11 protein-coding genes are annotated in these 16,362 nt (G+C 43.9%); all 11 read right to left on the minus strand.

Features of this window, described 5'->3' with window-relative positions; genetic code table 11:
* Window positions 1–172: 172 nt before the first annotated feature.
* A complete protein-coding gene (locus tag ABE504_RS14080; protein ID WP_430089391.1) occupies window positions 173–3,727 on the minus strand; it encodes a dockerin type I domain-containing protein in 3,555 nt (1,184 codons plus the stop codon).
* 50 nt (window positions 3,728–3,777) lie between these two features.
* Window positions 3,778–4,686: a sugar phosphate isomerase/epimerase family protein gene (locus ABE504_RS14085; RefSeq protein WP_430089394.1), complete on the minus strand. Its 909-nt coding sequence runs from the start codon at window positions 4,684–4,686 to the stop codon at window positions 3,778–3,780.
* Entirely contained in the window at window positions 4,676–5,506 is an 831-nt protein-coding gene (locus tag ABE504_RS14090) for a M55 family metallopeptidase (RefSeq protein WP_430089397.1), read from the minus strand. Before ABE504_RS14090 ends, ABE504_RS14085 begins: the two co-directional genes overlap by 11 nt.
* A gap of 17 nt (window positions 5,507–5,523) precedes the next feature.
* The gene (locus tag ABE504_RS14095) at window positions 5,524–6,150 is read right to left on the minus strand and encodes a fumarylacetoacetate hydrolase family protein (RefSeq protein ID WP_430089400.1); all 627 of its coding nucleotides are present in this window, start codon (window positions 6,148–6,150) and stop codon (window positions 5,524–5,526) included.
* 40 nt (window positions 6,151–6,190) lie between these two features.
* Complete coding sequence (locus ABE504_RS14100; RefSeq protein WP_430089402.1) at window positions 6,191–7,723, minus strand: hypothetical protein; 1,533 nt, start codon at window positions 7,721–7,723, stop codon at window positions 6,191–6,193.
* A gap of 31 nt (window positions 7,724–7,754) precedes the next feature.
* Window positions 7,755–9,293, minus strand: a complete 1,539-nt coding sequence (locus ABE504_RS14105; protein ID WP_430089405.1) for a hypothetical protein — start codon at window positions 9,291–9,293, stop codon at window positions 7,755–7,757.
* A gap of 85 nt (window positions 9,294–9,378) precedes the next feature.
* Complete coding sequence (locus tag ABE504_RS14110; protein WP_430089408.1) at window positions 9,379–10,947, minus strand: extracellular solute-binding protein; 1,569 nt, start codon at window positions 10,945–10,947, stop codon at window positions 9,379–9,381.
* 111 nt (window positions 10,948–11,058) lie between these two features.
* Entirely contained in the window at window positions 11,059–12,807 is a 1,749-nt protein-coding gene (locus ABE504_RS14115) for a sensor histidine kinase (protein ID WP_430089411.1), read from the minus strand.
* A 17-nt stretch (window positions 12,808–12,824) separates the two neighbouring features.
* On the minus strand, window positions 12,825–14,405 hold the full coding sequence (locus ABE504_RS14120; RefSeq protein ID WP_430089413.1) for a response regulator transcription factor: 1,581 nt from the start codon (window positions 14,403–14,405) through the stop codon (window positions 12,825–12,827).
* A gap of 6 nt (window positions 14,406–14,411) precedes the next feature.
* Complete coding sequence (locus ABE504_RS14125; RefSeq protein ID WP_430089416.1) at window positions 14,412–15,278, minus strand: carbohydrate ABC transporter permease; 867 nt, start codon at window positions 15,276–15,278, stop codon at window positions 14,412–14,414.
* Between the two features lie 12 nt (window positions 15,279–15,290).
* Window positions 15,291–16,241: an ABC transporter permease gene (locus ABE504_RS14130; RefSeq protein WP_430089419.1), complete on the minus strand. Its 951-nt coding sequence runs from the start codon at window positions 16,239–16,241 to the stop codon at window positions 15,291–15,293.
* Window positions 16,242–16,362 lie beyond the last annotated feature (121 nt).

The following is a 16,362-nucleotide window of genomic DNA, read 5'->3' on the forward strand; positions in this document are numbered from 1 at the left end:
AAAGGAGCTAAGCACAAACAAGCCGCTTAGCTCCTTTTTCATTCGTCTCTTTTTTAGTACTCCAAATAGATTTACTTAAAGACTATTCGGCTGGTTTATCAGAGCCTTTAGTAGTAATATCCTGGACATCAACTGAATCGGATTTCAAGTGTGTTGTACGCATCCATATTGCTTATTTCCTTTGCTTCATCGCATTCACGATGTGCAAATCTTTCTGATCAATCACGCCGTCTTTGTTGACATCCGCCGCTTTCACTTGCGTCCACTCGCTGTCGGATGACGTCACTCCAAAGTGTGTGGCCACCATACTGTCATCCCGACCGTTGATGGCTCCGTCTCCATTGACATCGCCCGTCGAAGCGGTCACCCGGTAGGTCACAAAGTGGTCCATCGATTGCTGGAGGGCAATCGTCGATATCTGCAACTCCGACCTGGTCGTATACTCCGATGCATAAACGGCCTGTGCGGCCTGGATAGCCAGAAGGAGGATCGGCTTCCTAGCCTCAAGCGTTCCTGGGATATACTCCCCGATCGCCTTTCCTTCCGATGCCTGATCGTACAATTGCTGCACTTTTTCGATCAAGCCCGAAAGCGGCGATTTATCCACGTTCTCAATATAGACGGGAAAATCAGTAAGCAACCCAATTGAATCAGTATCTATCAAATCCTCATCATAACCCGGAAGCCAGCTTACGTTCTCGTAATAACCTTTGCCGGAATCATTGAATCGGAATTCGAGCGCAAGCGCATTTCCTTGTACATTCGAAATTTTAATATTTTTAAATACTTGCCCAAACGTATTATAGTCAAAGAACATACCGTTAGGGCCCAAGTCGAGATTGGAAGGATGAGAGTAAATATCGTCGATCACAATCTGATCGTAATAATTCGTGTTGTACGCATCCGCATACTGCTTACTAGTTCCCGCCTGATGAATGGCTCCCGTATCGCCACTATCTTGACCAACTTTGTAAACTTTCACATATTTAACAATATTATTCCGTGTATACCCATTGCTGCTCTTATTAGATGAACTGGTATCTTGCCCCACAGGCCCACGGAAACTTATAGCGAACCTCGGACCATTGAATATTTCGCTGTGAGAAATTTCATTGGAGCCAGCATTATATATATTTATGCCGGAGCTGTCTGTTGCCAGTTGTCCTACGTCGTGAATTTTGTTGTTTGTCATGATGTTGTATTTGAGCACGTCGCCAGTCCCCGTCTCAGCCCGGAGCAAAATACCACTGATGCCCATCTGCTCAATCCAACAGCCCACTACCCTGTTATATTGATTGTAATTATGCATATAGACACCGAACAAGCCGGCGTTCTTCAGATGGGAATTCCTAATCGTAATGTTTTCCGTATTGCTCATGTTAATCATGCCTTTACGTGTTTCCGAGTTTTGATACCAGGCATTTATTTGTTTGACGAAATCGGTTCCCTCGAAAGACAATCCTTCAAACGCGATGTTTTGAACCTTGTTGCTCGTGCTGCTCCCTTCCAGAGAAATGATTGTCTGCACTTTGGGCGCTACGATGTTCTGTTCTGTCGGATCACCGTTGATTGGCCAGTAGTATAATACACCTGCATCGCGATCCAAATAAAATTCTCCGGGTTGATCTAATAGTTGGTAAATACCTTCTACATAATATCGGGCCTCGGGTCCGATGACAGTTCCATCCCCATTGCTAATACTGATAGCTCTGGAATTGGCATCAATAGCGGTAATTGGACTAGTCCACATCCCCCAATTTCGATAGCCCCATGGCCAAACAACCAAATCTGCATCGCTTATATCCCAAGTCGAGGTATCCAGATCACCGCTTTTATACGTAATGCCGCTGACAGTACCAGATTCGGAAGTCAAGTAGGGAGCGTTCGAGTTTGGAAAAGCAACATCTTTGACATAATTAGGAGTGCGGGCTTTCCTCGCTCTTTCTCCGTTCTCATACAAAGTATCAAAACTCCATCCCTGACCGACCTCAGCCTTCCAGATTGATCCTAGATCAGGGATCCAATTCGTAATTGGCTGTCCGCCTACTAGCCGTGCACTGCCCAATTCGTCTTCATTTTTATAAAGAATATAATAACCATTTGTTCCAGAATCCATTTCATTAAAGACAACTGAATCATCTACATAATAATCACCTTTCTTTACATGAACAACGATGTCGCCTGTCATATCACTGTTAATTGTTCTGATATAATCTCTAGCCCCTTGTATGGTGGCAAATGGCTGCTCTTCCGTCCCCAAATTGGCATCGTCGCCATCTGTAGCTACGTAGAGATCCGTCTGTACAACGGTTGTCGTTCGTTCGTAGTATGCCTCTCGTGTTGGAATTGTTGGAGGGGTGGTAACAATCGGTATCTCTGGTGTTGAATCACTGCCCGTAGCCGCACCATAAATTCTGACATTGTCTACATTAGCAATGACGGGACTCGGACTAGCACCTCCAACAAACCAAACACGACCAATATTAGAAGCCGCTGCTCGACGGAAAGGAAGGGAGCTACTTATCAATTGATCGTTCACGTAGAGATCTGCTGTTTTGAGGGAAACATCAGCTTCAATCCGAAAATCATTCCATTGAGTGCCGTCAAAACCACTTGGCGTTAGAACTGTCGTTGTCGTTGTGCCTCCTGTGGTAACAAACCAACGAATCTCATTTTTCAGAATACCCATCGAAGTAACGAGACCGGAAGTGGAGCTCGAATCGTCTAAGAGGTAAAACTGAAAAGAGCCGGTGTTGTTCGTTGAAGGTTCGATTCGGATGGAAGCTTCGGCGATCATTTTATGCAATTGCGTACTGAATTTCTTGTAAATACCTACCGTACTGGGGTCGTTATCAACGATTCGCATCATCTTACCGGTACCGTCTTTTCCATATACACCCACAGTCACGGATGAACCTGCCGGCAGAACGGAAGGCGTCAACGCATCCCATACAACCCCACTTCCAGTTGTAAGTGAATCGAAGTTTTCGGAAAATAAGGTAGGCATCTCTCCTTGAATGCTGACATTATCAACATAGGCAATGACGGGACTCGGACTAGCTCCCCCGACAAACCAGATCCGGCCAATATTGGAGGCTGCGGCTCTGCGAAAACGGAGATCGTCGCCAATCAACTGGCCGTTCAGATAAAGATCAGCTGTTTTTAGTGATACATCGGCATCGATTCGAAAATCGTTCCATTGTGTACCATCAAACCCGCTTGGCGTTAGTACTGTCGTTGTCGTTGTGCCTCCTGCAGTAACGAACCAGCGAATTTCATTCTTTAAAATGCCCAGTGAGGTAACTAAACCGGAAGTTGACAAGGAGTCGTCAAGAAGATAGAACTGGAACGAACCTGCGTTATCCGTTGCCGCGTCAATACGAATCGAAGCTTCCGCGATCATTTTTTGTACCTGGGTACCGAATTTCTTGAACGTGCCAATCGTACCGGGGTCATTATCAACGATTTGCATCATCTTGCCGACACCGCCTTTACCGTACACTTCTGCAGTCACAGAGGAACCTGCGGGTAATACGGAAGGGGTAGTTGCATCCCACGCAATGTCGCCGCCCGTTTCGAGCGAATCAAAGTTTTCCTGCCAAATCGTCTGATAGTGTGCATTCCCAGTAGTACTCGCATTGGATACTGGCGATACGCCAATTAGAAATATGTTGAGTAACATTACAGTACAAATCACAGCACACAATTTTTTGGCCAACCGATGCATGAAGATCTCTCCTTTAAGCTTCGATTCCCGGTATATTCAGGTTATACCATTTAGACAAGCTTCCATGCGTCTTCTAGACGCTGAAAATTGTCTTCAATCGTATAAGCTGACGTTTGCCCTGGGTAAGGTACCATTTCGAGTATAAGAGCACCACGTTCCTTTTTACTCAAATATCCAACAGATAATAATTCTTGCAAAATACCTGCCAGCTCCGGCGTATCGATTTCTCCGCCTTGATAGCCGATTGGCGGATGATAATCGCCGTACCATACATGCTGCTTATCTTTCAATATGCAATTGCCTAAATGAACTCTCTTCAAATAAGGGCTTAATTGATGAATAGCGTGCGTAAAAGATTCACCCATTAAAGGAACATGGGCCATATCAAGTTCAATAAACAAGTTATCAATACCGGAGTGGCGAAGCGATTGGACAAATTCAGCACATTCTTCGCTCGGGCCTAACAGAAACTTCTTGTCAATCTCACGATCAAATGGCTCTAGTAAACCGATCATTGAGCGGTTGTTCAATTGTTTACAGAACCAGCTTGTAAATTCTGAAAACCGCCTTTTCGCCGACTCTCTCTCTTCTGGAAAATCCGGACCCGAAGCAAAAATGAATCCTGTTGCGCCAATGGCAGCCGCCATTTCGATCTGATCGCGGACGATCATACGAGAAATTTCCTGGTCATGCGGAGAAGATGAGGCTAGAGCAATCTTTCGAAGCGGATATAGATGAAGCGCATAAATTATTTCTTTTCGAATCTGTGTAAGATGAGAGATTAATTGCTCCCTGCGCTCTTCGCCGAATGGAATACAACAGTCAAATGTTTCTATATCTTCCCTCTGACTTAGTTCTATTAAAGTTCTGACATGTGCATCCTGATCGGTCATACATTCTGGATAAATCATGTGATGCACGAGTCCGATTTTCGAGTAATCAGATAATTTACCTTTCATCCTGAACCTCCATTTCTCTCTGGATCGTAAGTTTCTTATCCCAATATGCGGACCACACTTCCAGCACACTAGATCCGCTTAGGCGGATGATTCCGCTTTTCCTCATATCATCAGGATACCTTTGTTCATAGAGCTCGCGGTAAGCACCAGGCCGCAAATCGATATCCATTTGAATACTTGAGCCAAAATGAAAGGCGGAAGGGGCAACGTCCAAACTTGCTGCCTGTCTTCCAGCTTGCCGGATTCGTTCAGAGGTAACTGTAAGCGGATAGCATTTAGCCCCCCACTCGCAGTAAGCTTCCTTCACGACCACGCCCGCACATTGCGGCACTAGCTCCTTAGCCTCCGAAACGCCGGCAGAATCGCCTGTAAGCAGCAGTAGTGGGACTCCCTGCTCACCGGCAATTGCCGTCTCGACGCCAATCTCTCCGACGGATTGACCATTAATCTGAATATCTGCAATATCTGGCTCATACGTATGGTGCAAAAGCCCGTTCGATGTCCCTGCTTTGGCATGAAAGCCGAGCATAATCATACCCGTGAATGATTGGTTTATCCCCCCAGCCCAATCACGTCGATAAGGCGGTTTTCCACAGATCACGGTCACATTGTCGGGTAAATCGTCAATCAAAATATTCCTTCCAAAGAAATGTTCGTCATAAATGACGATTTCATCAGCTCCCCCTTCATTTAAACCTTGCAACAAGGCTGAGAGATCTGCCATCATCATACGCTGTCCATAGCCATAGTTAGATGCGCCCGGGGTTACTTCTTCATATGAGGTTACGCCACTGACACCTTCCATATCCGAACGAATCATATACACTTTCCGCGAATTCAATTTTTAATCACATCCTGCTTTAAAGTATGTTGAATGGATCCCAACTCTGGGCTGAACAATTCAATAACATCACCGCTTACGCAAAGCGTTGGATGTGCAGGTGTGCCCGTCAAGATGAGATCACCTTCTCTGAGCGGCATGATTGCGGAAATGTACGAAATAAGCCAAGTCACGGAGAATAGCATCTCACTTGTATGCCCATCCTGCACAGGTTGACCATTGACAGACATTCGAATGGTTACATCTTGGACATTATCCACCTTGACAAAAGAACCTATCGGAGTCGTGTTCATAAACATTTTATGCTGACCTAACTCTATCTTATCTACAGCTGTAATATCATTGACGATTGCGCAACCGCAAATATGCGACAACGCCTCATCCTCTCTGATTTGATAACCCGGTCTACCAACTAATACACCCATTTCAACCTCACAGTAGATTTGTTGGATCTGACTGCTTAATTCAATGTGTTCCGATGTCGTCACACTGTCCACATTTTTTAAGAAAAGCATCGGTTCATCAACTTGCAGATCAAGACCTTTTTCTATCCGAAGTGAACGATAGTGTGGACCTACTCCGATTATCCTTTTAACTTCTGGCTGAAATGTCAAACCTATCATGGCTATAACTCCTTGTAATACAATGTGAAAAATAGGATTTTTAACGATAAAGGGCAACTTCAACTCCGACAAATGTAGCTTTCTTATACGGATCGTTGTTGGTTAAATGGACTACGTTGTCACCTGATTTTACTAGTTCAGTGGGAAGTTCAAAATATCGAACTCTCTCCTGAGGCGGCAAACATTCCAAAGAGAATGGAGCGAACAATTCACCCGTTTCAACTTTTTCCTGCAGCTTCACGCCATTAAAGTTAGCGATAAGTGGCAGACGGGCCGTGTCCGTATCTGTTTCCACTCGCAGCATGCCACTGCTGAACCGCCCCTCCGGCACAATGTACATGTCAAAGGTTTTTTCCTGATCGGCAGGAAACGTACCATAACCAGTTCCTATAAAGTAGTGCTGCGGTTGCCGCTCCAAATGACTCAGCTCGCAAATGGTGTTTAAGATGTCAAACGAAGGTTCTTTGCCGGGAAATTCTTTGCGCCTGGGCTCGTGAAAACCATGATCGCGTGTATAGGCAAAATTGAAGAAGCTGATTCCATCCACGCCTCTGCGCCAATATTGAAGTGCCGCCGTTTCATATATTTCCCTCGTCGTCTTACGGTTGATATTGTTCGCGTAGCCGAGTGAGCTACGCGAGCTGCCGATATTCGTAATAAAATGAAGCTCACCGTAAATACGCGCGTTGCTGATACGTCGCTTGTAGTCTTCAATTCCAATCTCAAGGCTTGTTCGGAAGTAGGAAGAAACATTCACCATATCGATCAACCCTTCTTGATCCCAGCTTTCCACATCCAATCCGATCTTGACCGCTTCTTCGGGACGGTGCGGCACGCGAACGCTCAGGCTGAGCTTCTTCCCTCTGCTTTCCCCGATATCATCTAGCATGAGGCGGATACGTGCGACAAATTCGTTCATGATCGGTATGCCATCTGCAATCTGATTATCGGGGAAATAGCGCGGAGACCGCATGAAATCAAGCTCCATCCCATCAATATCATAGTTTTCCGCCAATTCCTTCAGTAAACTAAAATAATAGTCACGTACTTCGGGAACAAGATAGTTAAATGCCGCTCCTGACGGTTCCAGCCAATATTCAGGATGATTACGCCAGAAGCTTCCATGCGTTTGAGCTTGTGTGTTCTTCACGTAGTGATGATCATTCATCCGGTAAGCGATAAAGAAATCAATGCCGATTTCTCTTGCGGTCTTCAAAGAGAGAGCAATGGGATCTTTGTGCTGCAGCATATAGCGGCGTGCCCGAAAGTACGCTTTATCATTGTAGTTCCAGTTGGCTTCCGGAAGCGGCTCACGCTCCAGAGGTGCCTCATCTTGCCATCTTCGATCGATTTCTGAGTACCAGAGATTAGTTCTCCACGCTTGAGGACAGCACATTAACGCATCGACCTGCGTACCTTGTAACTCTTTGACGTATCCAATAACTTGTTCATCTGTCACATTGTCATCGTATCTTTGGTAAGGTGTTTGAGTTGTAAATAAAATCAGCAGCTCGTGGTTATACAAACACTTATAGGGCACCTTCTGTCCCTGTCGTTTTACTTCGATTGACATACGCTATCCTCCAATTGTAAGTTGAACTACCTTAATGAGTGTAAATTGCGATTTCCGCACTGACGAATGTAAGCCTTTTATAGGGGTCTGGATATGTTGCATTGAAAAGGTGTATTTGATGATTGCCAGTTTCCAGAAGCTGTAGCGGCAGGTCAAAATAGCGAACTTTCTCCGGCGTTGGCAAACCTTCTGTCGAGAAAGGCGTGTATAGTTCGCCTGATCCCACTATGGGTTGCAGAGGAACACCATCAAATTCTACATGAACGGGAACACGAGATGTCTCACGGAATGTCTCTACTCGGATGACCGCGCGCTGTATTTTGGCGAAAATACCCTCTGTTTCAAGACGAACATTGAATGTCACTTGGTCATTGGCTGGGAACGTGCCATAGCCAGTGCCAATAAAATAATGCTGTGCTTGCTGACTCAAGTGTTCTTGATCGCAAATGGTTCGAAGTATATGGAAAGGAGGTTCTTTGCCAGGAAACTCTTTGCGTCTCGCTTCGTTGAACGAATGATCTCGCGTATAGTTAAAATTGAAAAAACTCAGACCATCCACACCTCTACGCCAATAATTCAATGCGGTCGTCTCATAAATTTCCTGAGTCGTTTTCCGGCTGATGTTGTTCACATACCCTAGAACGCTGCGAGACTCGCCTGTGTTGACAACGAAATGAAGTTCGCCGTAAATACGTGCATGCACGACACGGGCTTTGAACTCTTCGATACCAATTTCAAGCGTTGTTTTGAAAGACGAGGACAGATTAATCATATCGATCAACTGCGCGCGATCCCAGGCCTCGACGTCCAAACCAGCTTTTAGACACGCTGCGAGTCGCTCGGGGACGCGTACACACAATTGCAAATATTTATCCCTTCGCTCGCCAATCTCATCTAGCAAAAGACGAATCTGGCTAACAAATGCGTTCATGATAGCGATCCCTTCGCTAACCTGGCTTTCCAGAAAAAAACGAGGGTGCCGCTGGAAGTCAAGCTCTAGTCCATCAATATCGTAATTCTCGGCGAGCTCGCGAAGTAACCCATAATAATAGTCTCGAACCTCCGGAACCAAATAATTAAAAGGGCTTCCACTTCCTTGCGGCTCGAGCCAATACTGGGGATGGTCGCGCCAGAAACTTCCATGTGTAGGCAGATGCTTTTCGTATAAATAATGATTGTCATTCATTCGGAAAGAGATAAAGAAATCAATGCCGATTTCTCTTGCAGCCTGGAGTGTCATACCGACGGGATCCTTCTTTTGCAACATGTAACGGCGCGCTCGGTAGTACGCTTTCTGATTGTATTTCCAATCATCTTCAGGAAGCGGCTCCTGCTCGAACGGGGCCTCTTCCCGCCATCTTCTGTCAACTTGCGAATCCCATAAAATCGTTCTCCAAGCAAGAGGGCAGCACATCAGGACATCCACTTGAGTACCTGCCAATTCTTTGACGTACCCTGTAACCTGGTCGTCCTTTACATTATCTCGATAAGTCTGGTAAGGCGTCTGCGTCGTGAACAAGCTAAGCAATTCGTGATTAAACAAACATTTGTAGTTTTTTTTCAAACCCATACACCGATCTCCTTCCTTCGTTACCTCCGCGATCTTGAGTCTCTCCCCGCGCTAATATTGTCGAGGAGAGTGCATGACGCGGTTCTTATTGCTTTCGCTGATAGTAGAAGTTTGGCTTGGATTTGTCTTTTTGCAGGAGATTGATTTCTTCAATGACTTTATCTCCGCCTGAGCTTCTCCACTTGGCCACCATTTCATCAAAAAGCGTCCCGATGTCCTTTTTATCCAATAACATCTTCGTATATCCTTCTTCTAGAATTTGTCCCAAGACAACAGACTTCTCTTGAAGCGTTGGAATCTTAGTGTTTGCACGGAGATAGTTATATTGAATATTCTTCTCGTAAGTATCCAGCTTACCCAGCAAATAATTCGCCGCATCCTTGGAAATAAACTTTGTGTACTTCTCAGTATCTGAATACAGCCATTCCGGCTGCAACAGCTCCATACCGACAGTCGTGTTATATTGAGGATCTTTCTTGTCTTCAGCAAACGGAATCTTCACGCCATTTTGAACGCTGTATGTTTTTCCCTCTACACCATATTGGATGTAATCGAAACCGCGTGTAATTTGATATTCTAAATAACCAAGGGCTGCCTCCGGATTTTTTGACGAGCTCGATATTTCATCCGTTCTTGTAATTGGGATCGCTGGCGAAGACAATTTCCATACATTCCCATTATTCGTGATAGGGTCTATAATTTCTGCTTTCATATTCGGAAGAACAACAACTTGTCTATAATTTCCCAAGGTTGTAACAAGAGCTCCGACCTTTCCAGATTTGAACTTGTCGAGTCCTGATGTCTTACCGACGATCAGATCAGGATCAAGCAGCCCTTCCTGGCGAAGGTTGCGCAGAAAGCTCATTGCTTGTTTGGCTTGCGGCTGAATCAAACCATATTGAAGTTTATTTGCATCTTCTGGAGTAGGCGACCAGTCGGGATTTAAACCAAACAAGGAGAAGAACGAATATATGCCCGAGATTTGCGTGCTGGTTAACGTTAATGGGATTGTATCCTTCTGCCCATTTCCATCAGGGTCACCGTCCCGGAATGCAGTCAAAACGGTAACGAGTTCATCCAACGTTTTCGGCTCTTTCAGTCCTAGCTTGTCGAGCCAGTCTTTCCGGATTACAATGCCATCACCCCCGCGGTCTCTCAATACAGGGACGCCGTAAATCTTTCCGTCTTTTGGGCTTCTCATCATATCCCATGTTTGCTTACTGAAAGCGTCCTGCAGTTTTGGAAATTTGGGAAGCAGATCATCCAAGGCCATAAAAACGCCTTGATCGATTAATGCATTATGCTCATAATCGTTTGGAGAATTAGTGACAACGATGTCCGGAAGATCTCCACCCGTAATTTTGACGCTAAGCTTGGTTTTGTATTCGGCGGATGGCACTGTTTCATAGGTGAGATCGACATTCGCATCCTTCTCGATCATTTTCTCCAATTCCGAGTCAGGGTGATAAGTCTGACCGGGAGCTAAAAACTTGAGTATGGATACTTTCGCTGGCGGTGCAGTGGTTTTCCCTTGTGCTCCTGATGGTGTACTCTCTACTTTAGTCGTGCTCGATTCATTACCTGGACTAGAACATGCGGCGAGTGTCGTTGCCAACAATACTGCTGTGACGATAGGTACTGATTTTCTTTTCACTAACAGAACCTCCCTTTAATTCTTACTTGCGAAAGTACCGGCCGGTAATTAAAGAGTAACGCCTTTAGACTGCTATAAATACAGGGATAACTTAAGGTTTAATCATGTTTTTTATAGGGAACTGCTTTCTGTATCTATTAGAGGGTGCAAGAGTATTACTTTGCAGCCTCCTGACTCTCGATTCTCAAGCGTAATACCAAAACTACCTCCGAACCTGAGCTTCAGCCTCCGATCCGTATTAAGTAAACCGACTCCCGAAGAATTCGGATTGTACGCGGTCTCTTGAAACTTGGCTGCATTTTTGGGAATCTCCCCGCTTATCCCAGGTCCATTATCCTCTACAATACACATAATCCGGTCCTCTGATCCTCTGACCGTGATCATAATTTTACCTTCCCCGTTCTCCAAGACATTCATAGCGTGCTTAATCGCATTCTCAACAAGGGGTTGCACGGTCAATTTCATAAACGGTCTATATAAAATATCCCTATCGATTTGATAATAGACAGAGAAGGCATCGTAGTTGCGCTGGAGGACAAGTGACACATAGTTTTTTACATACTCCATTTCCCTCTCTAAGGTTGTAAGCTCCTCATCGGTATGAATACTAAAACGTAACAAATTAGACAACGAATCAACCATGCTTACGATTTCTGGAGCATAAACTTTTTCTGCCTTCCACTTAATTGTATCCATTGTGTTGTATAAGAAATGAGGGTTTACTTGATGAACTAGAGCCCGGATTTCAAGCTTACGCTTTTCTTCCTCGTAGAGCTTCATTTTGTCAATTAGCTCGTACATACCTTTAATCATCGAGTTATATCCCCTTACGAGCTGGCCAATTTCATCTTTTCTTAGCGAATAATCGTCACAGTATACAAGTTGCCCTTTGTAGACTGTTCTCATTGACCTCACTAGCGTCCGAATTGGAATCGTGACCGAACGTACGAGTAACAGAAGTAAGATACTCATAACACCGATACTTGACGCAACGAGCAGCCAGGTGAAGCGTTTAATCTTCACAATCGGACCGGTTACTTCCTTAATGGGAATAAGTGCAGCCATACGCCAGTTGTTACTATCTAGAGGTTTAGACACCACATAGAAATCAATCCCATTCCGATGTATAATTTTGAGCGGACTCCCCTCCGATAACTGGTCTTCCGAATCGGGATCAATCCGAATCAGTTCACCTTCTCCGGAGTTTCTGGAGCGAGAAGCGATAACACGTCCACTGCCTTCCAACATATAATAGCTAATAGCATTAATTTGTTCTGGGATAACAAATTGATTATCAAGCAAATAGCGCGGTACATGCAGAGTCAATACGCCAATAGGTTGAAGTACGGGATAGTCACGAATTGCGCGAACGTAAAGTAATTCTGAGGGAAGTCCGTCAACTGTAGAACGCACGTACCATGCACCTTTGCCTTCTAAAGACAGTGCAGTTTGAAACCAGTCTTCGTCGCCAGTCACGTTTCCTGAGTAGTTAGCATACGATTTTGGATTTAAGGGATACACATTCAGTTCATATCCTCCACGCATCTCCTCAAGTAGAGGGTTTATCTGCCTAATAAAATCATATTCTTCCAAAGAGGATTGAGGTGGCATGTTCTTTAAAAGCGTTTTCATTTTGCTAGATTCCAGTACTTTTTCTGATTGGAGCTCTGTCTGTGAAAGCAGAGATTTCATTCTGATTGCATTATGATTAAGATCATCGAATAGAAACATCTTTGTAATCGTCTGAATTTGTTGATTAGATTGATTGAATGACAAATAACCGAGCAGCACGGTAGGGATGGCTACGATGGATAGCAACAGAATACTGACCTTTACATATAAATTCGGATGAAATTTCAACATGCTGCCTCCCTTTTTTACCTGCCGTAGCGAAATTCTTTTGGTGATAGGCCAGTTCTTTTTTTAAAGACCTTCCCGAAATGTTGAAGATCCTGATAGCCAATCTCAGCAGCTATTTCATAAATTTTTAAATTGGATTCTAGCAAAAGCAACTTGGCTTTGCTGATCTTGAGATCAATGATATAGTCGGAGAATGCTTGCCCTGTTTCTTTTTTGAAAATGTGACTCAACCAAGCAGGATGAATACGAAGTTTATCTGCTACGAATTGCAGTGATAGCTCGCTTTCCGGTTCCTTCGCCATGATCGTCTTTGCCTGCTCAATTACTGCATTTCCGTTGCCAGCTGTTTGAGCCGTTATTTGTTCTGACAATTTAATAAAATAGTCCACCAGCACTTTCTTTATGGAATGCGTGGTTTGGTCCCGCTCCAACTCTTCCCAGATGACAAGGGGGATCTGCTCAATGCTTGCTCCCGTTCTTCCTTTGACGGCTGACTGAATTTCCATTATCCAATCGAGTGAACTTTGAGCCAATTGCTTGCGATGAAGCATTGGGGTATGGCGAACCATATCATCGACTTTATCATTAACAGAAGCGAATATTCCTTCTTTATTGCCATTCATTAAGGACTCTAAGCACACGTTATTGGGTTCCAAAAACAGCTCGTCTTTGTTACCAATGGAAATCTCGCCGTAATGCAAAACAGGCCTCCGGTCGGCAGAAGCCCACCGCAGTGCCTGAGTAGCCTGCTCGTATCCTTCATATAAGGATTGAAATGCACTTATAACTCCGCTTACGCCAAATGTAAGTTGCAGCTTTTGATATCGTGCCGTATTTTCCCGAATCACTTCGATTAACTCATCCATATCCGGATAAGCAGAAATAATAATCCAACGATTGTGTACATTTTTTAGCAAGTAAGAAGGTGAAAAATATTGAAGTGATTCTTCAGCCACATTGCCTATTGAAAAGAGCTGAAGTTCCACTTCCTTATCGCTGAGCGGGGATTCTTCTGTTAGACCGAATGCCACAATTCTGTAAGGTGAAGTCGTCAGCCAAACTAACTGCCACATTTGCAGTCGATGATAAATATGCTCTTGTAAATAGGTTTTCTTTGTACAAAAACTAACTAGATACTGATCCATCAACACCTTACTGCCGACGCGGGCATACTCCGCCCGATGTTGATGTTCAGATTTCTTGCGGCTTTCCTCAACAATCAACTCTACCAAATGAAAGACCTTTTGAATGAAGCTTTCTCGATCAAAAGGTTTCAATACATAATCCACTGCACCGAGGCGCAAACTGCTTTGCGCATAACTGAATTCGTTATAGCTACTGATCACCATTACCTTGGGATCAAAATCAGCAAGCTCTTTAATCTGCTCGAGTAGTTCTAACCCCGACTTTTTCGGAAGTACAATATCAGTTATGATGATCAGAGGCCGAAGAATGCGGATCATTTCCATCGCATCCTCGGCATTTCCAATCGCATACACTTGACCGACGGCAGGGTGTAGGGAAAACAGAGAAGACTTTATCCCTTCAAGAACGTCAATCTCATCTTCAACAATAATAATATCGATTTTAGACTGCATATTCAATCACCCCTTCACAGCTCCCATGACAATACCTTTCACAAAATATTTCTGCAAAAACGGATAAACTAGCAAAATCGGAACCGTAGCAAATACAATTGCTGCCGACTGTATATTGGCTGGTTCAATCTTCACATTTGTTGTATCACTGCTTGCTAAATTAGTAAAATTTTGATCGAATACAATTGTTTTCAACAGCACTTGCAGCGGCCATTTACTTGAATCCGTCAAATAAAACACGCCTTTAAAAAATTCGTTCCAATGTCCTACGCCATAGAAAAGTCCGACTGTAGCGATGACGGGGGTAGATAGCGGAACCACAATTCTTACAAGCAGCGTGATTTCACTGCATCCATCAATTCTCGCAGACTCTTCAATTTCTTTAGGCAAATCCATTAAAAAGTTGCGCATCAATATCAAATAGAATGCACTCACAGCCCCAGGAAGGATCATCGCCCAGATGCTGTTTAGCAGTCCCAATGCTTTGACGTTTAAATATCCGGGAATAATGCCCGCATGAAATGTCATTGCGAAGATTAATAACACCATAAATATATTTAACCCCGGTAGAGTTCGTTTCGAAAGTGCATAAGCTCCAGTAATCGTGAAGAGCAAATTAATCGCGGTCCCTAGCACAGTGATGATAACGGTAATTCCAAAAGATTTGACTAGTGTTGGGGTGGAAAAAACATATTTGTATGCCTGTATGGTTAGTTCCTTAGGGTACAACATCAGACTGACGTCATATACTTGATCTGGCCCACTCAAGGATACAGAAAAAACATGTACCACGGGTAATAATGTAATTATACAAGAGAAGATAAGCATTGCACATATGAAAAAATCCGTAGTTGTAATACGCTTAATTGCCATTTGATTGCCCCCTTACCAGATTGATCGTTGTCCCAATTTTCTCAGTAACGTGTTCGTGCCTAGAATTAATATGAATCCAATCACACCTTTAAATAAACCAACTGCTGTCGCCAAGCTGAATTGGCCACGCTCCAACCCAATCCGATATACATAGGTATCTATAATATCCCCGACCTCATATACAGACGGGTTAATCATGACATAGATTTGCTCAAAGCCTGCATCTAACAAGTGCCCCAAATTAATAATAAACATTAAGGTTATGGTTGGCATAATTCCCGGAAGCGTGACGTGTATTAGCTGTTGATACCTGCCCGCCCCATCTACGATAGCCGAATCGTATAGCTCCGGGTTAACCCCTGCTAATGCCGCCAAGTAAATGATTGCTCCCCAACCGAATTCTTTCATTATACTTGTAAGGACAATGATTCCGCGGAAATAATGGGGACTCGTCAGAAAATCGATCGGTTGCCAACCGACTCCAACTAGTAAGGCATTAATGACACCTGATGGTGTTAAAAATGTTGTAACGATCCCGCCGAATACAACCCAAGAAAGAAAGTGAGGAAAATAAGTAATCGTCTGAACTGTGCGCTTGAACACAATCATCCTCACCTCGTTGAGCATAAGCGCGAACAGAATCGGAGCAGGAAAACCAAATACCATTTTGTACAAGCTGATAAGCAGCGTATTTACCAACAGTCTTGAAAAATCGGAGCTATGGAACAGATCATTAAAATGTTTTAGGCCGACCCATGGACTACCAGAAATACCTTGAACCGGCATAAAGTCTTTAAATGCAATAGAAAGTCCGTAATAAGGGATGAAATGGAACATAACAAAATAGATGAGTGTTGGCAAAAGCAATACATACAGCCATGCATGTCTTCTTATTTTTAGCAAAAAATCGGCTGGTTTACTTTTAGCATGTGATAACGGATGAACATTTTGAATGGTTGGCATGTCGTAGGATCCTTTCTGTTTGTATCTTTGTATCTACTAATTATAGAAGGGTATTTTGTATGCAAACAGATGGAATGCTTCATTTATTAGGGGGTTTATTCAAGTTGTACGGCATTTATAG

Origin of the sequence: Paenibacillus oryzisoli (assembly GCF_050467285.1) — a bacterium.
Classification (GTDB): domain Bacteria; phylum Bacillota; class Bacilli; order Paenibacillales; family NBRC-103111; genus Paenibacillus_E; species Paenibacillus_E oryzisoli_A.